This window comes from Thioalkalivibrio sp. ALE9 (assembly GCF_000377445.1).
Classification (GTDB): Bacteria; Pseudomonadota; Gammaproteobacteria; order Ectothiorhodospirales; family Ectothiorhodospiraceae; genus Thioalkalivibrio.
In genome coordinates, this window is sequence record NZ_KB898137.1 from 22,790 (window position 1) to 46,205 (window position 23,416).

22 protein-coding genes and 1 tRNA gene are annotated in these 23,416 nt (G+C 66.2%); 19 read left to right on the forward strand and 4 right to left on the reverse strand.

All coding sequences use genetic code 11. The annotated features are described in order from the left end of the window. Nucleotides 1–5 precede the first annotated feature (5 nt). From nuoL to D106_RS0113285, 13 genes are all read left to right on the forward strand, one after another. Entirely contained in the window at nt 6–2,015 is a 2,010-nt protein-coding gene (gene nuoL / locus D106_RS0113225) for an NADH-quinone oxidoreductase subunit L (RefSeq protein ID WP_018880334.1), read from the forward strand. A gap of 52 nt (nt 2,016–2,067) precedes the next feature. Further along, complete coding sequence (locus D106_RS0113230; RefSeq protein ID WP_018867798.1) at nt 2,068–3,582, forward strand: NADH-quinone oxidoreductase subunit M; 1,515 nt, start codon at nt 2,068–2,070, stop codon at nt 3,580–3,582. Nucleotides 3,583–3,595: 13 nt separating this feature from the next. Continuing rightward, nucleotides 3,596–5,044, forward strand: coding sequence for an NADH-quinone oxidoreductase subunit NuoN (nuoN, locus tag D106_RS0113235; RefSeq protein ID WP_018880335.1), 1,449 nt, complete (start codon nt 3,596–3,598; stop codon nt 5,042–5,044). Nucleotides 5,045–5,047: 3 nt separating this feature from the next. Beyond that, on the forward strand, nt 5,048–5,392 hold the full coding sequence (locus D106_RS0113240) for a DUF2818 family protein (RefSeq protein ID WP_018867800.1): 345 nt from the start codon (nt 5,048–5,050) through the stop codon (nt 5,390–5,392). Between the two features lie 60 nt (nt 5,393–5,452). Next, nucleotides 5,453–5,529, forward strand: a tRNA-Met gene (locus D106_RS0113245). Between the two features lie 213 nt (nt 5,530–5,742). Continuing rightward, nucleotides 5,743–6,198 (forward strand): ribosome maturation factor RimP, encoded by a 456-nt coding sequence (rimP, locus tag D106_RS0113250; protein ID WP_018867801.1) that lies wholly within the window; start codon nt 5,743–5,745, stop codon nt 6,196–6,198. A gap of 74 nt (nt 6,199–6,272) precedes the next feature. Further along, a complete protein-coding gene (gene nusA, locus D106_RS0113255; protein WP_018880336.1) occupies nt 6,273–7,769 on the forward strand; it encodes a transcription termination factor NusA in 1,497 nt (498 codons plus the stop codon). A 63-nt stretch (nt 7,770–7,832) separates the two neighbouring features. Then, a complete protein-coding gene (gene infB / locus D106_RS0113260; protein ID WP_028485127.1) occupies nt 7,833–10,574 on the forward strand; it encodes a translation initiation factor IF-2 in 2,742 nt (913 codons plus the stop codon). After that, entirely contained in the window at nt 10,574–11,041 is a 468-nt protein-coding gene (rbfA, locus tag D106_RS0113265) for a 30S ribosome-binding factor RbfA (RefSeq protein WP_018867804.1), read from the forward strand. The genes infB and rbfA overlap by 1 nt, the downstream gene beginning before the upstream one ends. A gap of 31 nt (nt 11,042–11,072) precedes the next feature. Beyond that, nucleotides 11,073–12,032, forward strand: coding sequence for a tRNA pseudouridine(55) synthase TruB (truB, locus tag D106_RS0113270; protein ID WP_018867805.1), 960 nt, complete (start codon nt 11,073–11,075; stop codon nt 12,030–12,032). Nucleotides 12,033–12,156: 124 nt separating this feature from the next. After that, nucleotides 12,157–12,426: a 30S ribosomal protein S15 gene (gene rpsO / locus D106_RS0113275; RefSeq protein WP_018867806.1), complete on the forward strand. Its 270-nt coding sequence runs from the start codon at nt 12,157–12,159 to the stop codon at nt 12,424–12,426. Nucleotides 12,427–12,547: 121 nt separating this feature from the next. Continuing rightward, the gene (gene pnp / locus D106_RS0113280) at nt 12,548–14,635 is read left to right on the forward strand and encodes a polyribonucleotide nucleotidyltransferase (protein WP_018877169.1); all 2,088 of its coding nucleotides are present in this window, start codon (nt 12,548–12,550) and stop codon (nt 14,633–14,635) included. Between the two features lie 67 nt (nt 14,636–14,702). Further along, on the forward strand, nt 14,703–15,320 hold the full coding sequence (locus D106_RS0113285) for a class I SAM-dependent methyltransferase (RefSeq protein ID WP_018867808.1): 618 nt from the start codon (nt 14,703–14,705) through the stop codon (nt 15,318–15,320). Nucleotides 15,321–15,445: 125 nt separating this feature from the next. Here D106_RS0113285 and D106_RS0113290 read toward each other — a convergent pair whose 3' ends face one another. Further along, on the reverse strand, nt 15,446–15,724 hold the full coding sequence (locus D106_RS0113290; RefSeq protein ID WP_018867809.1) for a hypothetical protein: 279 nt from the start codon (nt 15,722–15,724) through the stop codon (nt 15,446–15,448). A gap of 130 nt (nt 15,725–15,854) precedes the next feature. Between D106_RS0113290 and D106_RS0113295 the strand changes: the two genes are divergently transcribed. Together D106_RS0113295 and D106_RS0113300 are read left to right on the forward strand one after the other, a co-directional pair. Continuing rightward, nucleotides 15,855–17,303: a circularly permuted type 2 ATP-grasp protein gene (locus tag D106_RS0113295; protein ID WP_018877170.1), complete on the forward strand. Its 1,449-nt coding sequence runs from the start codon at nt 15,855–15,857 to the stop codon at nt 17,301–17,303. Between the two features lies 1 nt (nt 17,304). Continuing rightward, nucleotides 17,305–18,264: an alpha-E domain-containing protein gene (locus tag D106_RS0113300; RefSeq protein ID WP_038045986.1), complete on the forward strand. Its 960-nt coding sequence runs from the start codon at nt 17,305–17,307 to the stop codon at nt 18,262–18,264. 39 nt (nt 18,265–18,303) lie between these two features. Here D106_RS0113300 and D106_RS0113305 read toward each other — a convergent pair whose 3' ends face one another. Further along, nucleotides 18,304–19,128 carry a proteasome-type protease gene (locus D106_RS0113305; RefSeq protein WP_018880339.1) on the reverse strand — a complete coding sequence of 275 codons (825 nt, stop codon included), beginning with the start codon at nt 19,126–19,128 and terminating at the stop codon, nt 18,304–18,306. A 164-nt stretch (nt 19,129–19,292) separates the two neighbouring features. Between D106_RS0113305 and D106_RS0113310 the strand changes: the two genes are divergently transcribed. Next, nucleotides 19,293–19,889, forward strand: a complete 597-nt coding sequence (locus D106_RS0113310; RefSeq protein ID WP_018880340.1) for a histidine phosphatase family protein — start codon at nt 19,293–19,295, stop codon at nt 19,887–19,889. A 113-nt stretch (nt 19,890–20,002) separates the two neighbouring features. Further along, complete coding sequence (locus D106_RS0113315; protein WP_018877172.1) at nt 20,003–20,587, forward strand: histidine phosphatase family protein; 585 nt, start codon at nt 20,003–20,005, stop codon at nt 20,585–20,587. Nucleotides 20,588–20,687: 100 nt separating this feature from the next. Here D106_RS0113315 and D106_RS0113320 read toward each other — a convergent pair whose 3' ends face one another. After that, on the reverse strand, nt 20,688–21,137 hold the full coding sequence (locus tag D106_RS0113320) for a host attachment protein (RefSeq protein ID WP_018867815.1): 450 nt from the start codon (nt 21,135–21,137) through the stop codon (nt 20,688–20,690). Between the two features lie 225 nt (nt 21,138–21,362). Here D106_RS0113320 and D106_RS0113325 point away from each other — a divergent pair, with 225 nt between their 5' ends. Next, a complete protein-coding gene (locus tag D106_RS0113325) occupies nt 21,363–22,400 on the forward strand; it encodes a DUF21 domain-containing protein (RefSeq protein ID WP_018877173.1) in 1,038 nt (345 codons plus the stop codon). A 25-nt stretch (nt 22,401–22,425) separates the two neighbouring features. Then, nucleotides 22,426–23,007: a GNAT family N-acetyltransferase gene (locus D106_RS0113330; RefSeq protein WP_018880341.1), complete on the forward strand. Its 582-nt coding sequence runs from the start codon at nt 22,426–22,428 to the stop codon at nt 23,005–23,007. A 15-nt stretch (nt 23,008–23,022) separates the two neighbouring features. Here the strand turns inward: D106_RS0113330 and D106_RS0113335 are convergent, their stop codons facing one another. Continuing rightward, complete coding sequence (locus D106_RS0113335; protein WP_018880342.1) at nt 23,023–23,409, reverse strand: YajD family HNH nuclease; 387 nt, start codon at nt 23,407–23,409, stop codon at nt 23,023–23,025. Between the last annotated feature and the right edge of the window lie 7 nt (nt 23,410–23,416).

Genomic DNA, 23,416 nt, shown 5'->3' on the forward strand with positions numbered 1-23,416 from the left:
GGGCCATGGATACGATCTATCTGCTTATCGTTCTGGCGCCGCTGTTCGGCGCGATTGCCGCCGGGCTGTTCGGCCGCCAGATCGGGCGTACCGGCGCGCACAGCGTCACCATCCTGGGGGTGGCGATCTCGTTCATCCTGTCCGTGGTGGTGTTCTGGGCCCACGTGTTCGGGGATGCCGGGGTCTACAACGAGACCGTCTACACCTGGATGGTCTCCGACGGCATCCAGTTCGAGGTCGGATTCCTGGTCGACAACCTGACCGCGATGATGATGCTGGTGGTCACCTTCGTGTCGCTGATGGTGCACATCTACACCATCGGCTACATGCAGGACGATCCGGGTTACCAGCGCTTCTTCGCCTACATCTCGCTGTTCACCTTCTCCATGCTGATGCTGGTGATGGCGAACAACTTCATGCAGCTGTTCTTCGGCTGGGAGGCTGTGGGTCTGGTCTCCTACCTGCTGATCGGCTTCTGGTACAAGCGCCCGACCGCGATCTACGCCAACATGAAGGCGTTCATCGTGAACCGGGTGGGGGACTTCGGGTTCCTGATCGGGATCGCCGCGCTGGTGTTCTACGCCGGCAGCCTGAACTACACCGAGGTGTTTGCCGAAGCCGAGTCGATGCGGGATGCGACCATCACCATCTGGCCGGGCTGGACCTTCGGTCTGCTGGATCTGGCGCTGATCTTCCTGTTCATCGGTGCGATGGGTAAGTCCGCCCAGGTGCCGCTGCACGTCTGGCTGCCGGACTCCATGGAGGGTCCGACCCCGATCTCCGCGCTGATCCACGCGGCGACCATGGTGACCGCGGGCATCTTCATGGTGGCGCGCATGTCGCCGCTGTACGAGTTCTCCGTTCCGGCGCTGTCGTTCATCCTGATCATCGGGGCGATCACCGCGTTCTTCATGGGCCTGATCGGGCTCGTGCAGAACGACATCAAGCGCGTGGTCGCGTATTCGACGCTGTCGCAGCTCGGCTACATGACCGTGGCGCTGGGGGCCTCGGCCTACGCCGCCGGGTTGTTCCACCTGATGACGCACGCCTTCTTCAAGGCGCTGCTGTTCCTGGCCGCGGGCTCGGTGATCATCGCGATGCACCACCTGCAGGACATGCGTGCGATGGGCGGGCTGCGCCGGCACATGCCGGTCACCTACGTGACCGCGCTGATCGGTTCGCTGGCGCTGATCGGGTTCCCGTTTTTCTCCGGCTTCTTCTCCAAGGACGCGATCATCGAGGCGGTCGGGTACTCGCAGATCCCGGGGGCGACGTTCGCCTACTGGCTGGTCCTGGCCGGGGTGTTCGTGACCGCGCTGTACACCTTCCGCATGTTCTTCATGGTGTTCCATGGCGAAGAGCGCTATGACCAGGCGCACAAGTACATGCCTGACCATGGCGATGACCACGACGACGAACATGGTGACGATCATCACCACGGACCGCTGCAGCCGAAGGAATCGCCGTGGGTGGTGACCGTTCCGCTGGTGCTGCTGGCGATCCCGTCGGTAGTGGCCGGCTACTTCATCGGCCCGATGCTGTTCGGCGACTTCTTCGCCGACAGCCTGTTCGTGCTGCCGGAGCAGGACGTGCTGGCGACCAAGGGCGAGACCTACACCGGGGTGGTCGGCTTCGTCCTGCACGGTCTGATGCTGCCCGCGTTCTGGCTGGCCATGGCCGGCCTGGGTACGGCCTGGTACCTGTACATGAAGCGGCCCGAACTGCCCGGCGTGATTGCCGAACGGCTGAAGCTGGGTGTGCGCATCCTCGAGGACAAGTACGGCTTCGACCGCTTCAATGACTGGTTCTTCGCCGGCGGGACCGTGCGACTGGGCCGTGCGCTGTGGCGCTACGGTGATGCGCTGATCATCGACGGGCTGCTGGTCAACGGGACTGCGCGCTCGGTCGGCTGGATCGCCGCGCGCATTCGCCACATGCAGTCCGGCTTCCTCTACCACTATGCGTTCGTGATGATCATCGGCCTGCTGGTCCTGATGTTCGCCTACGTGATCTGAGCGGCTTCGACACCCATGCGCTCGAAGTCCATCGCTGTTTCAAGGAACGACCATGTTTGCTGACTGGCCTATCTTGAGTCTGTTGATCTGGCTGCCGATTCTCGGCGGCTTCCTGGTGCTTGCCGCCGGGCGCGACGCGCCCCATGTTGCGCGGCGGCTCGGGCTCGCGGTGGCCGTGGCGACCTTTGTGGCCAGTCTGCCGCTGTGGTTCGCGTTCGAGCGTGGCACCGCGGAGATGCAGTTCCAGGAGCTGGCTTCGTGGATTCCCGCGTTCAACGTGAACTACCACCTGGGTGTGGACGGGATCTCCATGCCGCTGATCCTGCTGACTACGCTGATCACCGTGGTGGTCGTGGTGGCGGCCTGGGAATCGGTGAAGGACCGCATCGCCTACTACATGGCCGCGATGCTGGTGATGGAAGGCCTGATGATCGGCATGTTCGCGGCGATGGACGCGGTGCTGTTCTACGTGTTCTTCGAGGCGATGTTGATCCCGATGTTCCTGGTGATCGGGATCTGGGGCGGGCCGCGGCGCGTCTATGCGACGCTGAAGTTCTTCCTCTACACCTTCCTCGGCTCGGTGTTCATGCTGGTCGCGCTGATCTGGATGTACATCCAGTCCGGCAGCTTCCTGATCCAGGACTTCCATGCCCTGCAGATCGGCATGACCGCGCAGATACTGATCTTCCTCGCGTTCTTCATGGCGTTCGCGGTGAAGATCCCGATGTTCCCGGTACATACCTGGCTGCCGGATGCGCACGTGGAGGCGCCCACCGGCGGCTCGGTGATCCTGGCGGCGATCATGCTGAAGATCGGGGGCTACGGCTTCCTGCGCTTCTCGCTGCCGATTACCCCGGATGCCAGCGCGGTGCTGGATACGCTGATGATCGTGCTGTCGCTGATCGCGATCGTGTACATCGGCGTGGTGGCGCTGATCCAGAGCGACATGAAGAAGCTGATCGCCTATTCGTCGATCGCGCACATGGGTTTTGTGACCCTGGGCTTCTTCCTCGCCTTCTACATCTACTCCAACACCGGTGACTGGGAAGGGGCCTCGCTGGGTATTGCCGGCGGCATGGTGCAGATGATCTCGCACGGCTTCATCTCGGCGGCGATGTTCCTCGCGGTTGGCGTGCTGTACGACCGCCTGCACAGCCGGCAGATCGCCGACTACGGTGGCGTGGTGAACACCATGCCGTGGTTCGCCGCGTTCTTCGTGCTGTTCGCGATGGCCAACACCGGGTTGCCGGGCACCTCCGGCTTCGTCGGCGAGTTCATGGTCATCCTGGCCGCGTTCAAGGCGGACTTCTGGATCGCCTTCCTCGCCGCGACCACGCTGATCCTGGCCGCGGGCTACACCCTGTGGCTGGTCAAGCGCGTGATCTTCGGCGCGGTGGCCAATGACAACGTGGCCGGCCTGTCCGACATGAACCGCCGCGAGTTCTTCCTGATGGGCGTGCTGGCCTTCTTCACCCTGCTGCTGGGTGTGTGGCCGGCGCCGCTGCTGGATGTGATGAACGCGACCATCGACCACCTCGTGGCGCATATCGCGCAGTCGAAGCTCTGAAGGGACGCCTGACATGAATTTCGAGATCCCCAATTTCCTCCCCGCCGTGCCCGAGATGTTCGTGCTCGGGATGGCGTGCCTGATCCTGGTGATCGACGCGTTCCTGCCGGATTCGCGGCGCGATGTCACCTACGGCCTGGTGCAGGCGACGCTGGTCGCGGCGGCCGGCCTGACGCTGTGGCTGATGGGGCCGGAGACGGTCCTGACCTTCTCGGATACCTTCGTGAAGGACCCGATGGCCGACATCCTGAAGGTCGCGGTGTACGTGACCAGCTTCCTGGTGTTCCTGTATGCCCGTCCATACCTGATGGAGCGCGGTATCCACAAGGGCGAGTTCTACGTGCTGGGCCTGTTTGCGGTGCTCGGCATGATGATCATGATCTCCGGGCACAACCTGCTGACCCTGTACCTGGGTCTGGAGCTGCTGTCGCTGTCGTCCTACGCGCTGGTCGCCTTCTGGCGCGACAACAGCCGGGCGACCGAGGCGGCGATGAAGTACTTCGTGCTGGGCGCGCTGGCCTCCGGCCTGCTGCTGTACGGCATGTCGATGATCTATGGCATGACCGGCTCGCTGGATATCGCCGTGATCGCCGCCGAGCTGGTGGCCGCAGACGACAGCCTGAACATCCCGCTGGTGTTCGGCCTGGTGTTCCTGGTGGTGGCGATCGCATTCAAGCTGGGGGCGGTCCCGTTCCATATGTGGGTGCCGGATGTCTACGACGGCGCCCCGACGGCGGTGACGCTGTTCATTGCCACCGCGCCGAAGATCGCCGCGTTCGCCTTCCTGATGCGCTTGCTGGTGGAGGGCATGGGCCCGATGCACGCGGACTGGCAGGGGATGCTGATCATCCTGGCCGTGCTGTCGCTGGCGGTGGGCAACGTGATTGCGATCGCGCAGACCAGTATCAAGCGCATGCTCGCCTACTCGACCATTGCCCATATCGGTTTCCTGTTCATGGGCATCCTGGCGGGGACCGACAGCGGCTACGCCTCGGCGATGTTCTACGTGATCGTCTACGCGATCACCGCGGCCGGTGGCTTCGGCATGATCGTGTTCCTGTCGCGCAAGGGGTATGAAGCCGACCAGATCGACGACTTCAAGGGCCTGGCCAAGCGTAACCCCTGGTTCGCCTTCATCATGCTGTTGCTGCTGTTCTCGATGGCCGGCGTGCCGCCGACCGTCGGGTTCTACGCCAAGCTGGCGGTGATCCAGGCGGCCGTGGGCGCCGACCTGGTGTGGCTGGCGATCGTTGCGGTGATCTTCTCCATCATTGGCGCCTTCTACTACCTCCGCGTGGTCAAGATGATGTTCTTCGATGACCCGCAGGAGGGCGCCGAGGAGCCGGTGCAGCCGTCCGGCGCGCTGGCCACCGCGCTCAGCATCAACGGGCTGGCGGTACTGCTGCTGGGAATTTTCCCGGGGCTTCTGCTGTCTCTCACCCACTACGCAATCATTGGGTAAGTCGTGACACAGTGGATTCCGTTCGAGGCCCTCGTCTGGGGGTTTGTGGTAGTCGCGTTCATCAGCGCGAACCTGCCGTGGCTGAGTGAACGCATCGCGTTGATGGTGCTGCCGAAAAATGGGACCAAGGGGCCCTGGACCCGGATCTTCGAGTGGTTCGGGCTCTATATCCTCGCCGGGCTGATCGGCAAGGGGCTGGAGTTCCAGGCAACCGGTGGCATCCATTCGCAGGGCTGGGAGTTCTATGTGATCACCCTGTCGCTGTTCGCGATGTTCGCGCTGCCGGGGTACATCTGGCGCTACGACCTGCGCCCGCACTTGCGCACCGGCGAGCGCCGCACCCGGTAAATAATCATCGGAAACCCTTGCGGCGCCGGACGGCGCTTTGGTATAGTTCTGCGTCTCGGATGCGGGGTGGAGCAGTCTGGCAGCTCGTCGGGCTCATAACCCGAAGGTCGCAGGTTCAAATCCTGCCCCCGCTACCAATTGTCAGAGAGGCCCCGTATGGGGCCTTTTTGTTAAGGATCGATGGTCCGGCCGCAACTGCTCGCGGCCGGGTTGGGTCCTTAAGGCCGCGCTCCCGCGCGCCTCGCAGCGGACGTGTCGCTGCAGCCATCGTTAGAGGTGTACGAGGGGCGTTCGGCGCCCTTTTTTTGTTTCCGGGTCCCGCCATCGGGACGGAGTCGATCGAGACGCCCTTGTCGCAGAAGGCTGAACAACTGAACACGCTGCTCACCCCGGTGGTCGAGGGGGAGGGCATGCAGCTTTGGGGGCTGGAGTATCACGCCGGTTCCAAGCCGCCCGTCGTGCGGATCTTTATCGACGGCGAGAACGGCGTCACCGTGGATGACTGCGCGCGGGTCAGCGAGCAGGTGGGCGCGGTACTGGAAGTCGAGCAGGTCCTGAAGGGCAACTACACCCTGGAAGTTTCCAGCCCGGGCGTTGAACGCCCCCTGTTTACCCCCGAGCAGTTCCGGCGCTACATCGGACACCCGGTGAAGGTGCGCCTGTCATGGCCGGAGCACGATCGCCGCAATTTCCGTGGCGTGCTGCTGTCGGTGGACGAACCCATGATCGAGGTGGAAGTGGACGGCATGGCCTACGAGCTGCCGCTGGCCGCGATCCACAACGCGCGCGTCCTGGAGCAGCTGTAACGCGGCTGCTGCGTGGGACGCTGCTACGCTTTTGTTGAATCGGCAGGTGACTGCCGAGTGCGGAGAGGCAAGACATGAACAAGGAGATCCTGCTGGTCGCCGATGCCGTGGCGAACGAGAAGGGAGTGGAGAAGGACATCATCTTCGACGCCCTGGAATCGGCCCTGGCGATGGCGACCCGCAAGTACCACGGCGGCAAGATGGACGTGCGCGTAAGCATCGACCGCGAGGAGGGCGACTACGAGGCCTTCCGGCGCTGGACCGTGGTGGACGACGAGGACCCGGAGTTCGAGTCCCCGGAGTACCAGATCCTGCTGTCCTATGCCCAGCAGAAGAACCCCGATGCGCAGGTTGGCGACGTGATCGAGGAGCCGGTCGAGGCCGTCGACTTCGGGCGTATCGCCGCCCAGACCGCCAAGCAGGTCATCGTGCAGAAGGTGCGCGAGGCCGAACGCGCCAAGGTGGTCGAGGAGTACCAGGATCGCGTAGGCACGCTGGTCATGGGTATCGTCAAGCGCACCGATCGCAACGGGACCTACGTGGATCTTGGCAGCAACGCCGAGGCGCTGATCCCGCGCGAGCACATGATCCCGCGCGAGACCGTACGCACCAATGACCGCCTGCGCGGCTTCCTCAAGGAGATCCGTCCCGAGGCGCGCGGCCCGCAGCTGATCCTCAGCCGTACCGCGCCGGAGTTCCTGATCGAGCTGTTCAAGCTCGAGGTGCCGGAGGTCGGGCAGAACATCATCGACATCATGGGCGCAGCGCGCGATCCGGGCATGCGCGCCAAGATCGCGGTGCGCTCGAACGATCCGCGCCTGGATCCGGTCGGTGCCTGTGTCGGCATGCGCGGCTCGCGTGTGCAGTCGGTCTCCAATGAACTGGCGGGCGAGCGTATCGACATCATCGTCTGGGACGAGAACCCGGCCCAGTTCGTGATCAATGCGATGTCGCCGGCCGAGGTCCTGTCGATCGTGGTCGACGAGGACAAGCAGTCGATGGACATCGCGGTCGAGGAGGACAAGCTGTCGCTCGCGATCGGTCGCGGTGGGCAGAACATCCGCCTGGCCTCCCAGCTTACCGGCTGGGAACTGAACGTGATGACCGAGGAGCAGGCGGCCGAGAAGAGCGAGGCCGAGGCACAGCAGCTGGTCACCTTCTTCATGGAGGCCCTGGATGTCGACGAGGAAGTCGCCGGCATCCTGGTCCAGGAAGGCTTTACCACCCTGGACGAGGTGGCCTACGTGGACGAGGCCGAGCTGCTCGCGATCGAGGAATTCGACGAGGACATGGTCGAGGAGCTGCGCAACCGCGCGAGCGATGCGCTTCTGACCAAGGCCATTGCGGCCGAGGAAGGCCGTGAGGGCTATCAGCCCGCCGAGGATCTCCTGAACATGGAGGGCATGACCGCGGCGCTGGCGAACAAGCTGGCGTCACATGGCGTGTGCACCATGGAGGACCTGGCGGAGCAGGCATCCGACGATGTGGTCGAGATGACCGGTCTGGATACGGAAGAGGCGTCGACGCTGATCATGACCGCGCGCGCCCCGTGGTTCGAGACCGGGGATTAAGCCCCGGTCGCCGTTATCGCGAACCCGTATCCGGGCTGTCGGCAGGCCTGAAAAGAATCTGGAATGGAGGTAGGCGCCATGGCGCAAATGACAGTGCAGCAATTCGCGGAATCGGTGGGGACACCGGTTGACCGCCTCATGGTTCAGCTCAAGGAGGCGGGCGTCGAGGTCGATGGTCCCGAGGCGGCGATCACCGATGCCGAAAAGCGCAAGCTGCTCGATCACCTCCGCCAGTCGCACGGCGAAGGCGGCGAGTCGGGGCGCGTGACCCTGAAACGCCGCACCCAGGCGCAGACCCTCAAGGTCAGCTCCGGTCAGGGCCGCTCCAAGACGGTCAACGTCGAGGTGCGCAAGAAGCGCACGCTGAAGCGCAAGCCCGCCGAGGCGCAGCCCGAGGCGCCGGTAGAAGAGGCCCCGGCGGTCGAGGAACAGGCCCCGGCGCCGGAGTCCCCCGAAGAGACCCGCGCCGCGGCCCCGGTGGAGGAGCCGGTCGCCGAGTCGCCGGTCGAGGAGACCCCGGCGGCCGAGGAGCCCCCGGTCGAGGAGCCCGAGGCGCCCGCCGAGCCGGAGCCCGAACCCGAACCCGTCGAGGCGGCGCCCGCCGAGGAGGCCGCGCCGGAACCGGAGCCGGAGCCGGCCAAGCCGAAACGTCCGCTGAGCCGCACCGAGCAGCTGGCCCTGCAGGTCGAGGCCGAGCGCGAGGCCCAGCGCAAGGCGGCCGAGGCACGCAAGCAGGAGGCGGCTGAACGCGAGGAACGCCAGAAGCGCCGGCAGAAGGAACTGGAGGCCCAGGAGGCCAAGCGCGAGAAGGAAGAACAGGCCCGTCTGGAACGCGAGGCGGCGGCCAGGGCGGCCGCGCCCACGGCACCGGAAGGCGATGCGAAGGCCGGCAAGGGTGCTCGCAGGGGTGGGCGCAAGGACGATCGCAAGGAGCTGCATGTGGCCGGCGATCGTCGCGGGCGCCGCAAGAAGGGCGAGAGCCGCAAGGCCCAGTCCGCGGCCGCCCAGGCGGTGACCAGCAAGCATGGCTTTGCCAAGCCGACCGCGCCGGTGGTGCGGGATGTCGAGGTGCCGGAGACCATTACCGTGGCGGACCTGGCGCAGGCGATGGCGATCAAGGCGCCGCAGCTGATCAAGGCGCTGATGGGCATGGGTGTGATGGCCACCATCAACCAGTCCATCGACCAGGACACCGCGATGCTGGTGGTCGAGGAGATGGGGCACAACCCCATCGCGGCCAAGGAGACCTCGGTCGAGGACGAGATCGATACCGGTCTGGAGCAGACCGCCGAGGCCAAGCCGCGCCCGCCGGTGGTGACCGTGATGGGTCACGTGGACCACGGCAAGACCTCGCTGCTGGACTACATCCGCAAGGAGAAGGTCGCCTCCGGCGAAGCCGGCGGTATTACCCAGCACATCGGCGCCTACCATGTGAAGAACAACCACGATGGTGTGACCTTCCTGGATACACCCGGCCATGCCGCGTTTACCGCGATGCGGGCCCGGGGCGCCCAGTCCACGGATATCGTGATCCTGGTGGTGGCCGCGGACGACGGCGTGATGCCGCAGACCATAGAGGCTATCCAGCATGCGAAGGCGGCGGGTGTGCCCGTTGTGGTCGCGGTCAACAAGGTCGACAAGCCGGAGGCCGAACCGGAGCGGGTCATGAACGAGCTGGCCCAGCACGAAGTGATCCCGGAGGCCTGGGGCGGCGATACCCAGTTCATCCAAGTCTCTGCCCATACCGGACAGGGGATCGACGAACTGCTGGAGGCCTTGGGCCTGCAGGCCGAGGTGATGGAACTGAAGGCCCCGGACGAGGGCCCGGCGCGTGGCGTGGTCATCGAATCGCGCCTGGAGAAGGGCCGCGGCCCGGTGGCCACCATCCTGGTCCAGTCCGGCAAGCTCAAGCACGGCGACATCCTGCTCTCGGGCAAGGAGTACGGCCGCGTGCGGGCGATGTTCGACGATACCGGCACGGCGGTGAAGGAAGTCGGTCCGTCCATGCCCGTGGAGGTCCTCGGCCTGTCCGGTGTGCCAGAGGCGGGTGACGAGGTCCTGGTGGTCGCGGACGACAAGACTGCCCGTGAGGTGGCCGAACATCGCGACACCAAGCAGCGCGAGCGCAAGCTGGCCGCGCAGCAGGCGGCGAAGCTGGAGAACATCTTCAACCAGATGCAGGAAGGCGAGATCGCCACCGTGAACATCCTGATCAAGGCGGATGTCCAAGGCTCGGCCGAGGCCCTGCGCGAGTCGCTGATCAAGCTGTCCACCGATGAGGTGCGCGTGAAAGTGGTCTCCGCCGGGGTTGGCGGGATCTCCGAGTCCGACCTGAACCTGGCGATGGCCTCCGAGGCGATCGTGATCGCGTTCAACGTGCGTGCCGATGCGGGCGCCAAGCGCCTGGCCGCCGAGAACGAGATCGACGTGCGCTACTACTCGGTGATCTACGAGGCGATCGACGACGTGAAGCAGGCGCTGTCCGGCCTGCTGTCGGCCGAGATCCGCGAAGAGGTGATCGGTCTGGCCGAGGTCCGCGATGTGTTCAAGGCCTCCGGCTTCGGCCAGGTCGCTGGCTGTCTCGTGGTCGAGGGCGCGGTCAAGCGTGGCAATCCGATCCGCGTGCTGCGCGATAACGTGGTGGTCTACGAGGGCGAGCTGGAAAGCCTGCGTCGCTTCAAGGACGACGTGAACGAGGTCAAGGCCGGCACCGAGTGCGGGATCGCGGTGAAGAACTACAACGACGTGAAGGCGGGCGACCAGATCGAGGTCTTCCAGCGCGTCGAGGTGGCACGGACCCTCTGATGCCCGGAAACCGCGACTTTCATCGCTCGGACCGGGTCGGCGAGCAGATCCAGCGCGAGCTGGCCGAGCTCATCCGCATGGAGGTCAAGGATCCGCGCGTCGGTATGATCACCCTGGCGGGGGTCGAGGTGTCACGCGACCTGGCCCATGCCCGGGTGTATTTCACCCAGCTGGGCGGAGCCGAGAAGGGCGCGGAGGCGCAGCAGGGGCTGAACAATGCCGCCGGGTTCCTGCGCCGGGCCCTGGGGCAGCGCATGCGCCTGCGCTCGGTGCCGCAGCTGCGCTTCACCTACGACGACACCCCGGAGCGCGGGGCGCACCTGTCGTCGCTGATCGACCAGGCACTGGCCGAGGATCGTGCGCACCACGCGGACGATCCCGATGCCGGGGACGGTAGCGGCGAGTCCTCACAGGGGGATGCCGAGGACGCCCGTGACCCGGGCGAAGGGCCGGAACGCGGGGCCTGAGCCCCGGCGTTTCCGGTCGGGCGATCCATCCATGGCGGGCAAGCGGCGCGAGGTCGACGGCATCCTGTTGCTGGACAAGCCTCGGGGGCGCAGTTCCAACCAGGCGCTGGGTCGCGTCAAGTATCTGCTGCAGGCGAAGAAGGCCGGTCACACCGGGGCACTGGACCCGCGGGCGACCGGCCTTCTGCCGTTGTGCTTCGGTCAGGCGACCAAGGTCTCCGGCTGGCTGCTGGATGCGGACAAGCGCTACATCGCCGAGGCACAGCTGGGAGTGGAGACCGACAGCGCCGACCTCGATGGCGAGGTGATCCGCGAGTCCCGGGTGCCGGCGATTGATTCGACCACCCTGCGCGAGCTGGAGCAGCGTTTCAGCGGCGATCAGGCCCAGGTCCCGCCGATGGTCTCGGCGCTCAAGCACCAGGGCCAGCGGCTGTACGAGCTGGCGCGGCGCGGGGTGGAGGTCGAGCGGCCGCCGCGCCCGGTCCGTATACATTCCCTGCGTATCGAGCAGACCGCCCCGGACCGGCTGCGCCTGGAGGTGCACTGCTCCAAGGGCACGTACATCCGGTCGCTGGTCGCCGATATCGGGCATGCGCTGGGGTGCGGTGCGGCGGTGGATACCCTGCACCGGGTCGGGCATGGCCATTTCGATGCCGAGTCCATGGTGTCGCTGGAGACGGTCGAGGCCGCGTTCGAGGCCGGCGGGGCCGCGGCCATCGAAGCCCTGCTGCAACCCGCCGAGGCGGCGCTCGCGCACTGGCCGGCGGTCACCCTGGATGCGGCCGCCAGTGCCGCCATGCGCCACGGCAATCCCGCGGCGGCGACGGCGGTGATCGCCGAGGCCCCGGGCGCGTCCGATGCCCCGCGCGAATCCGAAACCGGCTGGGCCCTGGTCCGGGTGTTCGATGCCGCAGGGGCCTTCCTGGCGGTGGGGGTGCGCGACGACGCGGGGCAGGTGCGGGCCCGGCGGCTGTTCGTTCCCGCGGCCTGACGGCGGCCCGGCAAGCGGGTGGTTGTATTCTGTTCATGCCGGCGTGGGCCGTGGTACCATTGCGCGCCTATCGCCAGCGCCACTGGTCGATTAACGGTCAAGTAATCTCAGGAGTCAGGTTTTCATGTCGCTCACTACCGAAGAAAAATCGGCCATCGTCGAGAAGCACAAGCGCGATGCCAACGACACCGGTTCGCCGGAGGTCCAGGTCGCGCTGCTGACGGCCCGCATCCAGCATCTGATGGGGCACTTCGACAAGCACAAGCAGGATCATCACTCGCGCCGCGGCCTGCTGAAGATGGTCAGCCAGCGTCGCAAGCTGCTGACCTACCTCAAGCGCCACGACCAGGACCGCTATCAGGCCCTGGTTCAGGAGCTTGGGCTGCGCCGCTAAGGCCGGCACGACAGGCCCGCGCCACTGGTGCGGGCCTGTTCGCTTTCGGGGCCGCGCAATGGCCCGCGAAGGCCAGAATTCAGGCATCAACGTTGGATGAACACGGGAAACGGGAAATAACGTGGCATACAAGAAGTCGTTCCAGTACGGAAACCATACGGTCACCTTCGAAACCGGTGACATCGCTCGCCAGGCCAGTGGCGCCGTCCTCGTCAACATGGCCGAGACCGTGGTCCTGGTCACCGTGGTCGCCCGCAAGGAGGCCGATGCGGGACGCGACTTCTTTCCCCTGACCGTGAACTACCAGGAACGCACCTACGCCGCGGGCAAGATCCCCGGCGGGTTCTTCAAGCGCGAAGGGCGTCCGAGCGAGAAGGAGACCCTGACCTCGCGCCTGATCGATCGCCCGATCCGCCCGCTGTTCCCGGAAGGCTTCAAGAACGAGACCCAGGTGGTCGCGACGGTGATGTCGATCAACCCCGAGGTGGATCCCGACATCCCCGCGATGCTCGGCACGTCCGCGGCGCTGGCGCTGTCCGGGGTCCCGTTCGCGGGTCCGATCGGGGCCGCGCGGGTTGGCTACCGCGCCGGCGAGTACCTGCTGAACCCGACCTACAGCGCGCTGGAGGAGTCCGACCTCGATCTGGTCGTGGCCGGCACCGAGAATGCCGTGCTGATGGTTGAATCCGAGGCCAACCAACTCTCCGAAGAGGCGATGCTGGGGGCGGTCATGTTCGGCCACGAGCAGATGCAGGCCGCGATCCAGGCGATCCGCGAGCTGGCGGCCGAGGCCGGCAAGCCGGCCTGGGAGTGGGAGGCCCCGGCCACCAGCGATTCGCTGGAGGATCAGGTGAAGGCCGTAGTGGGCGATGCCCTGGTCGAGGCCTACCAGATTGCCGAGAAACAGGCGCGTACCCAGCGCATCGGCGAGCTGCGTACCCAGGCCGTCGAGGCCCTCGCCAGCGACGCCGAGTCCGGCCCATCGGCGGATGCCATCAAGACCGCCTTCCACGATCTCGAGTACCGTCTGGTGCGCGATCGCATCCTCGACGGCAATCCGCGCATCGACGGCCGCGACAACAAGACGGTCCGCCCGATCCGCATCGACACCGGCGTGCTGCCACGTGCCCACGGCTCCGCGGTGTTCACGCGCGGCGAGACCCAGGCCATGGTAGTCGCGACGCTGGGGACCGACCGTGACGCCCAGGTGATCGACGCGATCGAGGGCGAGCGCCGCGACCGCTTCATGCTGCACTACAACTTCCCGCCCTACTGCACCGGCGAGACCGGATTCGTGGGCTCGCCCAAGCGCCGCGAGATCGGGCACGGGCGTCTGGCCAAGCGCGGCGTCGCCGCGGCCATGCCGAACGACGAGGACTTCCCGTACGTGGTCCGCGTGGTCTCCGAGATCACCGAATCCAATGGCTCCAGCTCCATGGCCTCGGTGTGCGGTACGTCGCTCGCGTTGATGGATGCCGGGGTGCCGCTGAAGGCGCCGGTCGCGGGGATCGCGATGGGCCTCATCAAGGAAGGGGACCGCTTTGCGGTGCTGTCCGACATCCTCGGAGACGAGGACCACCTGGGCGACATGGACTTCAAGGTCGCCGGGACGTCGGACGGCGTCACCGCCCTGCAGATGGATATCAAGATCGACGGCATTACCCGCGAGATCATGGAGCAGGCGCTGGCGCAGGCGCGCGAGGGCCGCATGCACATCCTCGGCTGCATGAACGAGGTGCTGCCGCGTCATCGCGACGAGATGTCCTCCCACGCGCCGCGCTTCATCACCATGAAGATCAACCCGGACAAAATCCGCGATGTGATCGGCAAGGGCGGGGCCACCATCCGGGCCCTGACCGAGGAGACCGGCGCGAGCATCGACATCCAGGACGACGGGACGGTCAAGGTTGCCTCCACCGACCAGGCGGCGGGTCTCGAGGCCAAGCGCCGCATCGAGGAGCTGACCGCGGATATCGAGGTGGGCCGGCAGTACACCGGCAAGGTCGCCAAGATCATGGATTTCGGCGCGTTCGTCTCCATCCTGCCGGGCCGCGACGGCCTGGTGCACATCTCGCAGATCTCCGACGAGCGAGTCGAGAACGTGGGCGATTTCCTCGCCGAGGGGGATTCCGTGACGGTTCGCGTACTCGAAGTGGACAAGCAGGGGCGCATTCGTCTGAGCATGAAGGCAGTCGAACCCGAGTCCTGATCGGGCTCGTTTCGTTCACGGGCACCGGGTTGCGGTGCCCGGCCATTCAGATTCGGGACGCTTCGGCATGGATCTCGTCAGCATTCGCAAGAGCTACCGGCGCTACGCCCGTCATTACGACGCGACGTTCGGGCGGGTGTTCGCGACCGGGCGCGCAAGTGCGCAGGAAACCCTGGCACCGCTCTCCGGCAAGCGCATCCTCGAGGTCGGGGTGGGTACGGGCATCTCGCTGCCGGACTACCCGGACGACTGCGAGGTCGTCGGGATCGATGTCTCCCGGGAGATGCTGGAGGTCGCACGGGGCCGCCTGAACGGGGGACTCCCGGCCGTATCCGGGCTTTGCGAAATGGACGCGGAGCAACTCGGCTTTGCCGACAACAGCTTCGATGCGGTGGTGGCGATGTACGTGGCCACGGTGGTGCCGAACCCCGACGCCCTGTTCGCCGAGATGTGGCGGGTCTGTCGCCCCGGCGGTCGCCTGCTGGTGGTGAATCACTTCGCCTCGCAGCAATGGCTGTTGCGCGGCTTCGAGCGCTGCCTGCGCCCGCTGTCCAAGGCCGTCGGATTTCGCCCCGATATGGAGTTCGAGGACTTTGTCCGCGTCACCGGGCAGGAACCCTGCATGGTCGCCCCGGCCAGCCTGTTCGGCTACTGGAAACAGGTCGAATTCCGCAAGCCTGCCTGAGCGGCGCCGCTCGCCGGGCTCCGCTACAAGCACTGCCTTGGAATGCCCCGCAGGGGCCGCCCCGGGAGATCGCCACGTCGCTGCGCTCCTCGCGATGACCGGGTGCGTGATGATTCCGGGGTGTGTCAGAGGCGTGTGAAGAGCGGCAGCTCGTGGCGGCGCGCATTGGCCGCGATGAAGCGGCCTCTCCCGTCCTGTTCGCGGTCCAGGCGCGCCTGCTCGGTGGAAGCCTCGCCGACGATCGTGGCCAGGAAGACCTCCAGTTCGCCCCCGTCCACCCGCAGGCGCCCAAACGGTGACCCGTCCGCGGCGGCGTGCCAGAACAGCCGCGGCTGCCAGTTGCAGCCCTGGATCTTCGGGTGCTGGAAGAGCGCGATCAGGCGGTGTTCGAGTGCGTCGGGCATGGGAACCTCGGTCGGGCTGTAGCGGACGAAAGCCTCAGAGAGACGTCTGAGTGGCCCTGGCCGTCGCGCCAGTGGTCGGAAAAGGCGTTACTGTAGAGGAACCCGCCCACCGCGTCAGAGGATCCGACGAATGGCCATCGACTGGAAGCGCTATGACCCCGCCCCATTCTATGACGAACTGATCAATAAGCCCGGCAAGCCGCGCGGGCCGGGCAAGGCGCTGGCGGAATATCTGGCCTCGCTGGACGAGGGCGAGATCCACAGCCGCAAGCAGGCCGCGGACAGCGCGATCCTCGAGATGGGGATCAGCTTTACGGTGTATACCGAGGGCGAGAATATCGACCGCGCCTGGCCGTTCGACATCATCCCCCGGGTGATCGCGCGCAAGGAGTGGGACCAGGTGTCCGCCGGCCTGGAGCAGCGCCTGAACGCGCTGAATCTCTTTATCGACGACATCTACAACGAGCAGCGCATTTTTCAGGACAAGGTGATCCCGCGCTACGTTCTGAACCAGTCGAAGAATTTCCGCGAGCAGTGCATCGGCATCAAGCCGCCGCAGGGCGTCTGGGCGCATATCTGCGGTACCGACCTGGTGCGCGACGGATCGGGGCAGTTCTACGTGCTGGAGGACAACCTGCGCGTACCCTCCGGGGTCTCCTACATGCTGGAAAACCGCCAGGTCACCAAGCGCGTGTTCCCGGAGATGTTCGAGAGCTCCAGCATCCTGCCGGTGGATGAATACCCGACTCAGCTGTTCGACATGCTGGCGTCGATCTCGCCGCGCCCGCAGGACTATCCCGAGATCGCGGTGCTGACGCCCGGCATCTACAATTCCGCGTACTTCGAGCACTCCTTCCTGGCCCAGCGCATGGGCGCCGAGCTCGTGGAGGGCGCGGACCTGGTCGTCGGGGACGACGACTGCGTCTACATGCGTACCATCGACGGTCTTGAGCGCGTGGACGTGATCTACCGGCGCATCGATGACGAGTTCCTCGACCCGGAGGTGTTCAACCCCGATTCGATGCTGGGCGTGCCCGGACTGATGCGCGCCTGGCGCAAGGGGAACGTGGGCCTGGCCAACGCCCCCGGTGCCGGCGTGGCCGACGACAAGGTGATGTACGCCTATGTCCCCGAGATCATCCGTTACTACCTGGACCAGGAACCGATCATCCCCAATGTGCCGACCTATCTCTGCGTGAACGAGAAGGATCGCGCCTATGTGCTGGACCACCTCGACGAGCTGGTGGTGAAGCCGGCCAACGAGTCCGGCGGCTACGGCATGCTGGTGGGCCCGCACGCGACCAAGAAGCAGCGGGCCGAGTTTGCCCAGCTGATCAAGAAGGACCCGCGCAACTATATCGCCCAGCCGACGCTGGATCTTTCCGTCGCCCCGACCCTGTGCGGCGACGAGATCGAGCCGCGCCATCTGGACCTGCGCCCGTTCATCCTCCAGGGGGTGCGCACCGACGTGACCGCCGGCGGGCTGACGCGCGTGGCCATGCGCAAGGGCTCGCTGGTGGTGAACTCCTCGCAGGGCGGGGGCAGCAAGGACACCTGGATCGTGGACGAGGAGAACTGAGATGCTCTCGAGAGTCGCCGAACGCGTTTACTGGATGGCGCGCTATGTCGAGCGCGCCGAGAATACGGCACGCATGGTCACGGCCTTCAATCTGCTGGCGCTGGACATGCCGAAATCGGTGCAGGTGTCGTGGAAGGGCCTGGTCGAGGTCACCGGCAACGAGGACCTGTTCGATAATCACTATCAGCGGGACGACGAACGCAATTGTGTGAAATTCCTGCTGACGGATGCCGACAACCCGAGTTCGGTGCTCAACTCCCTGCGGGCGGCGCGCGAGAATGTGCGTACCACCCGCGATCTGGTTCCCTCCGAGGCCTGGGAGGTGATGAACGAGCTGTACCTGTTCGCCCGTGACCATATCGATCAGGGCATCGGCAAGCGCGGCCGGTTCGAGTTTCTCTCCGAGGTGGTTCAGCGCTGCCAGACCCTGACAGGGCTGCTGGCCGGCACCATGAGTCATGATGCGGCCTATGACTTCATCCGCCTGGGGCGCAATCTGGAGCGCGCCGACATGTCCACCCGGCATGTCGACGTGGGCGCCCTCAAACTCCTGAAAAAGGACGGCGAGGATCCCGAGCCCTACGAGGGGCTGCTATGGACCAGCATCCTGCGCTCGGGGAGTGGCTTCCAGATGTATCGCCAGCATGTTAAGCGGCGGATCAACGGTGTGGACGTGGTGCGGTTCCTGCTGCAGGACACCGCCTTCCCGCGTTCGGTGACCCACGCCCTGACTCAGGTGCAGGATGCGCTGGAGAAGCTGCCGCGCAACGAACTGCCGCTGCGCCTGGTGATCCAGGCGCGCCGCCACGCCTCCAGTGCGCATGTGGAGGAGCTGATCGCGGAAGACGGCCTGCATGCCTTCATGGATGTGCTGCAGCGGGATATCGGGGACATCCACGGTGCGAACGTGGAGACCTGGTTCCGGATCGCGCCGGCGCAAACCCAGACGCAGGCGGCATAGGGAGGCATTCGATGGATCGCGGGTGAAGCTGCGATCCGTTCAGCGGCGGGACTTTTTCGCTTTGCTCGAAGTGGGCGCTGCGGCCTTGCCGGAGCCGCGGCTGACCCGCGTCCCGCGCTGCTTGCGCGCGTGGGCGGACTCCCAGTCGAAGCGCGGCAGGTCGGTGAAGGCCTTCTTGATGTTGGTGTCCCAGGCCTGGGTGAGCGAGCGCAGGTAGGCGTCGTCGGTCTCCAGGCACAGGTAATGGTCGAAGGTCAGGGTGCCGCGCTCGTAGACCATCACCTCGATCGGGGGCCCCACAGTCAGGTTCGAACGAATGGTCGAGTCGATGGAGACCAGCGCGCAGCGCGCGGCATCCCCCAGCGGGGTGGCCGGTTCGATGATGCGGTCCAGGATCGGCTTGCCGTACTTGCTCTCGCCGATCTGCAAAAAGCGCGTCTGCTGCGAGGTGGTGATGTAATTGCCCTGCGGGTAGACCATGAAGATCGCCGGGGCATCGTCGCCGATCTGGCCGCCGATGATCAGGGTGGCCTCGGCCTTGATACCGGAGCGGGACAGGGCCTCGGAATGCTTCTCCGCCTCTTCGCGGTTGAGCCGGCCGAGGTATTCGGCGGCATCCGACATGCGCTCCACCGTCGCCAGGCTTTCCTCGGCGCCTTCCTCCATGTCGCGCTTGAGCTGCTGCACCACCGACTGCGTGGTGGCCAGGTTGCCGGCCGCGAGGACCACGAATACCCGCTGCCCCTCGATCTCGAAGGTGTGCATCTTGCTGTAGGTGCTCACCTGGTCCACGCCCGCATTGGTGCGGGAGTCGGAGGCGAAGACGAGGCCGTCGTCCAGGTCGATGGCGACACAGTAGGTCATGGGGGCGCGGGTTTCCGGGCAAGGCAGTGACGGCATACTAGGGCTGGGGTCGGGGGGCGTCAACGCAGTGTCGCGTTGAGTGCCGTCGGCGGATGCACCGAACCGGTGCCCCCGCCGCGTGGTCTGCAGGCCTACTGAATGCGTGTTCTTGCGAGGAGATGCCGATGTTTCGTTCCGGCCTGTGGCTGTTGCTGACCCTGCTGTTCCTGCCCACGTTGGCGAGTGCCGATGCGCTCGAGCCCGATGCCCTGATCGAGCGCATGCAGGCGGGCGGGCTGGTGATCTACTGGCGCCACGCCGCGACCGATCACAGCCGCCGCGATCAGGACCTGACCGACATGAGCCGCTGCGAACTGCAGCGCAATCTGGACGACCGCGGACGCGAGCAGGCGCGCCGGGTCGGCGCCGGCTTCGAACGTCACGCGATCCCGGTCGAGCGCATTTTGAGCTCGGCGTTCTGCCGCAATATCGACAGCGCCCGGATCGCCTTCGGCGAGGGCTCCTGGGAGGTTCGGGACGACCTGTTCAACGTGCCGCCGGTGCGCGACCGTCAGCGACAGCAGGCGCTGGTGACGGCCCTGCGGGACTATCTCGTGACGCCGCCGGAGGATGGCGACAGCAACGTGGTGATCGTGGGGCACAACATCAACCTCCAGCGCGCGGCGCGGGTGCGCATCGACGAAGGCGAGATCGCGGTGTTCGAGCCGGGCGGGGATGCGCCCCGCGTGCTCGGCATACTGACCCCGGAGGATTTCGACTAAGCGACCCCGGCCCGCCCTGGCGGGCCGGGGTCGCGTGGCCGGGCAGAATGACGCCGGAGCGTCTACGCAAAGGGGAGGGCGGAAAGATCGGGGGTGATGTGGTGAGGAACGGGATGGTGGGTGGAGTACTGGCCCTGATGCTGGCGATGGTGGCCCCGGCCGGCGCCGAGCCGCTGGCACCGAAGGCCCTGATCGAGCGCCTGCAGGCGGGCGGGCTGGTGATCTACTGGCGGCATGCGGCCACGGATCGGTCGCACGACGACTATGACCTCTCCGACATGACGGACTGCGAAGGGCAGCGCAACCTGAGCACCCGCGGGCGGGAACAGGCGCGGCAGGTGGGCAAGGGCTTCGAGCGGCACGCCATACCGGTCGAGCAGGTGCTGACCAGCGAGTTCTGCCGTAACTGGGAGACCGCGCACTACGGGTTCGGCGAGTACGAGATCCGGACCGAACTCTACAATCTGCCGATTATTCAGGATGCTGCGCGCCGCGAGGAGCTGATCGAAGGGCTGCGGCGGCACCTGAACACGCCGCCCGAAGCCCCGGGGAAGAACATTGTGATCGTGGGCCATGACCTGAACCTGCGCCACGCCGCGGAGGTGGAGATCGACGAGGCCGAGATGGCCGTGTTCGAGCCGCATACTGACGGGCCGCGTCTGCTCGGAACGCTGCAGCCCGATGACCTGATGCACTGAGCCAGGAAAACTCGGATCCATGCACACAATCGCGCGCCCGTCGCTTGGGTGTGGCGCGCGTGGTGAAGGCCGGCCCCGGGTCGGGGCCGGGGCGGGTCGGTCAGTAGAGGAAATCCGGCAGGTGCTTGCGCAGGCTGGCGGCGTCGGTGGACTTGGTCACGTTCTTGGCCACCTCGGCGGTAACGCTCTGGGCGACGGTCGGGTCCAGTACCTCGCGCAGGGCGCCCAAGAAAGTCGGCGCGGCGACGATCACGAGTCGCTTGAAGGTGCCCTCGTGATAGGCGGCCTTGAGCCGCTCGGCGACTTGGCGGGCAAAACGGTTGCGTTCGTTGGCGGCGGGATCGGTACTCTCCTGCATGGCGTGCCGCGCATCCCCGCTGGCACTGCTCCAGCTGCGCCCGGGGCGATCCGAGACGAGATCCTGGTTGTGGGCGCGGGACTCGCTGTGCGAGAGCGTCTCGCTCTCGTGCATCCCCTGACAGGCGCGGCCCTCGCAGGCAAAGATGCGGGCGCGCGCGGCATCGGCGACAACGATCCAGACAGTGTCCATGCAGATCCTCCTGTGGCGTAGACGGTGGCCCCGGGTACCCGTTGGACGGGGCGACGGGACCGCTGCGGGGCCGGCCCGGCAGGCACCGGCCCCGTCTTCGAGTGTAGATGCTCTGCAGCGGCTTGGGGTGGTATCGCAAAGCGCAGGGCCTGTTCCGTGCGGGCGCGCACGGCGTACGGCGCGGTACCCTGATGCCATGTATGCGCGAGCCAAGGTAAAGACCCCATGAGCCTCCTGACCTGGCTGGGTATCCTCGTCTGCCTCTCTCAATCGGCTATCCTGTCCGGGCTCAATCTCGGGCTGTTCTCGCGCAGCAAGCTGGAACTGGAGGTCCAGGCGCAGAAGGGGGATCCGCGCGCGGAACGCCTGCTGGCCCTGCGCGGCGATGCGAACTTTGCACTGGTGACCATCCTCTGGGGCAATGTCGCCGTCAACGTGCTCCTGGCGCTGCTGTCGGGCTCGGTGATGGGGGGCGTGGCGGCGTTCCTGTTCTCCACGGTCGTGATCACGATCTTTGCCGAGATCCTGCCGCAGTCCTATTTCTCCCGGCACGCGCTGAAGGTGGCCGGGGCGCTCTATCCGCTGCTGCGGTTCTACCAGTTCCTGATGTATCCGGTGGCGCGCCCCACGGCCTGGGTGCTGGATCGCTGGCTCGGCGGCGAGGAGATCCGGTTCTTTCCGGAGCGCGATCTGCACTATCTGATCGATCTGCATATGCAGGCGCACGGCAGCGAGATCACGCGGGTCGAGGGCCGCGGTGCCCGCAATTTCCTGGAGCTGGACGACATCCTGGTGCAGCACGAGGGGCAGGCGCTGGATCCGGACAGCGTGGTCGCCATGGAATTCGCGGACGGGCGCCCGGTCTTCCCCGCGATCGCGCCGCGGACCGATGATCCGTTCCTGGTTCGGCTCAATCGGCCGGGGCGGGGATGGATAGTGATTACCGACCCCGAAGGCGAGCCGCGCACGGTGATCCGGGTCCCGGAGTTTACCCGCGAGGCCCTGTTTGCACCGGAACGCTTTGATCCCCAGCATCACTGCCATCATCCTCTGGTGGTGCGTGATGGGGGCCGACGTCTGGGCGGGCTGGTGCCGCATTTCAAGGTGCGCCCGGCCAGCAGTGGCGACACCGTGGTCGGCGACGATGTCATCCTGCTGTGGACCGATGATCAGCGCCGCATCCTGAGCGGGACCGATATCCTCGGCCGTTTGCTGCGCGGTGTGGGGCAGCCGGCCCCGGCCGACACCCCGGGAGCGGTCTGAGCGCGAGCGCAGGAGGCCGAAACGAATGGAATTCAGGACCGTGGGCGGGGCGGGTATAACGCCCTATCTGGACGCCGTGGCACGCCTGCGTATCGCGGTGTTCCGCGAGTGGCCGTACCTCTACGACGGCAGTGCGGAGTACGAGGCGCGGTACCTGCAGGACTATGCGGACTGCCCGGACAGCACGCTGGTGCTGGCGCTGGAAGATGGCCGTGTGGTGGGCGCTTCCACCGCGTTGCCTCTGGCCGCGGCCGAGGCGGAATTCCAGGCCCCGTTTCGCGAGCAGGGGCTGGACCCGGCGGCGTACTACTACCTCGCGGAGTCAGTGCTGGAGCCGGAGTTTCGTGGTCAGGGAGCCGGGCACCGGTTCTTCGACGAGCGCGAGGCGGCGGCCCGCCGGTTGGGGTTTGCGCATGCCACCTTCTGTGCGGTGGTGCGCCCGCAGGATCATCCGCGGCGCCCGGCGGACTATCGGCCGCTGGACGGTTTCTGGAGGAGGCGCGGCTACACCCGGGCCGAGGGCCTGGTCTGCCAGTTTCCCTGGCCGGATATTGGCGAGACGCAGGGAACCCACAAGCCATTGCAGTTCTGGTGGCGCCGGCTGTGAAGCGGTCGCGGGGGTTTACGCCCCCGAATCGTCATCCTGTGGATCGTTGTCCCCCTTGAGCATGCCGGCCAGCCCGGCGAACGGGTTGTGCGTGGCCGTGGTGCCGCCCGTCTTGCCGCTTCCGGGGGTGGCATCGGTATAGCGCTGGTGCTCGTTGTCGTGGCAGTACAGGCACAGCAGTTCCCAGTTGCTGCCGTCCGGGGGGTTGTTGTCGTGGTTGTGGTCGCGGTGGTGTACCGTCAGCTCGCGCAGATTGGCGCGGGTGAACTCCCGCCCGCAGCGCCCGCAAACCCACGGATACATCTTCAGGGCCTGCTCGCGATAGCCGCGTTCGCGCTCCGCCTGGTCGCGCCGACTGCGGGCCACCAGGTCGTCAAGACGGTTGGAGGTCGAGTGGCTCATGGGGCGT

Bases quoted from the DNA above. Each gene is read 5' to 3' on its own strand.
- nuoL (WP_018880334.1), top strand. From the start codon at position 6: ATGGATACGATCTATCTGCTTATCGTTCTGGCGCCGCTGTTCGGCGCG.
- D106_RS0113230 (WP_018867798.1), top strand. From the start codon at position 2,068: ATGTTTGCTGACTGGCCTATCTTGAGTCTGTTGATCTGGCTGCCGATT.
- nuoN (WP_018880335.1), top strand. From the start codon at position 3,596: ATGAATTTCGAGATCCCCAATTTCCTCCCCGCCGTGCCCGAGATGTTC.
- nusA (WP_018880336.1), top strand. From the start codon at position 6,273: ATGAACAAGGAGATCCTGCTGGTCGCCGATGCCGTGGCGAACGAGAAG.
- infB (WP_028485127.1), top strand. From the start codon at position 7,833: ATGGAGGTAGGCGCCATGGCGCAAATGACAGTGCAGCAATTCGCGGAA.
- rbfA (WP_018867804.1), top strand. From the start codon at position 10,574: ATGCCCGGAAACCGCGACTTTCATCGCTCGGACCGGGTCGGCGAGCAG.
- truB (WP_018867805.1), top strand. From the start codon at position 11,073: ATGGCGGGCAAGCGGCGCGAGGTCGACGGCATCCTGTTGCTGGACAAG.
- rpsO (WP_018867806.1), top strand. From the start codon at position 12,157: ATGTCGCTCACTACCGAAGAAAAATCGGCCATCGTCGAGAAGCACAAG.
- D106_RS0113285 (WP_018867808.1), top strand. From the start codon at position 14,703: ATGGATCTCGTCAGCATTCGCAAGAGCTACCGGCGCTACGCCCGTCAT.
- D106_RS0113290 (WP_018867809.1), bottom strand. From the start codon at position 15,724: ATGCCCGACGCACTCGAACACCGCCTGATCGCGCTCTTCCAGCACCCG.
- D106_RS0113295 (WP_018877170.1), top strand. From the start codon at position 15,855: ATGGCCATCGACTGGAAGCGCTATGACCCCGCCCCATTCTATGACGAA.
- D106_RS0113300 (WP_038045986.1), top strand. From the start codon at position 17,305: ATGCTCTCGAGAGTCGCCGAACGCGTTTACTGGATGGCGCGCTATGTC.
- D106_RS0113305 (WP_018880339.1), bottom strand. From the start codon at position 19,128: ATGACCTACTGTGTCGCCATCGACCTGGACGACGGCCTCGTCTTCGCC.
- D106_RS0113310 (WP_018880340.1), top strand. From the start codon at position 19,293: ATGTTTCGTTCCGGCCTGTGGCTGTTGCTGACCCTGCTGTTCCTGCCC.
- D106_RS0113315 (WP_018877172.1), top strand. From the start codon at position 20,003: ATGGTGGGTGGAGTACTGGCCCTGATGCTGGCGATGGTGGCCCCGGCC.
- D106_RS0113320 (WP_018867815.1), bottom strand. From the start codon at position 21,137: ATGGACACTGTCTGGATCGTTGTCGCCGATGCCGCGCGCGCCCGCATC.
- D106_RS0113325 (WP_018877173.1), top strand. From the start codon at position 21,363: ATGAGCCTCCTGACCTGGCTGGGTATCCTCGTCTGCCTCTCTCAATCG.
- D106_RS0113330 (WP_018880341.1), top strand. From the start codon at position 22,426: ATGGAATTCAGGACCGTGGGCGGGGCGGGTATAACGCCCTATCTGGAC.
- D106_RS0113335 (WP_018880342.1), bottom strand. From the start codon at position 23,409: ATGAGCCACTCGACCTCCAACCGTCTTGACGACCTGGTGGCCCGCAGT.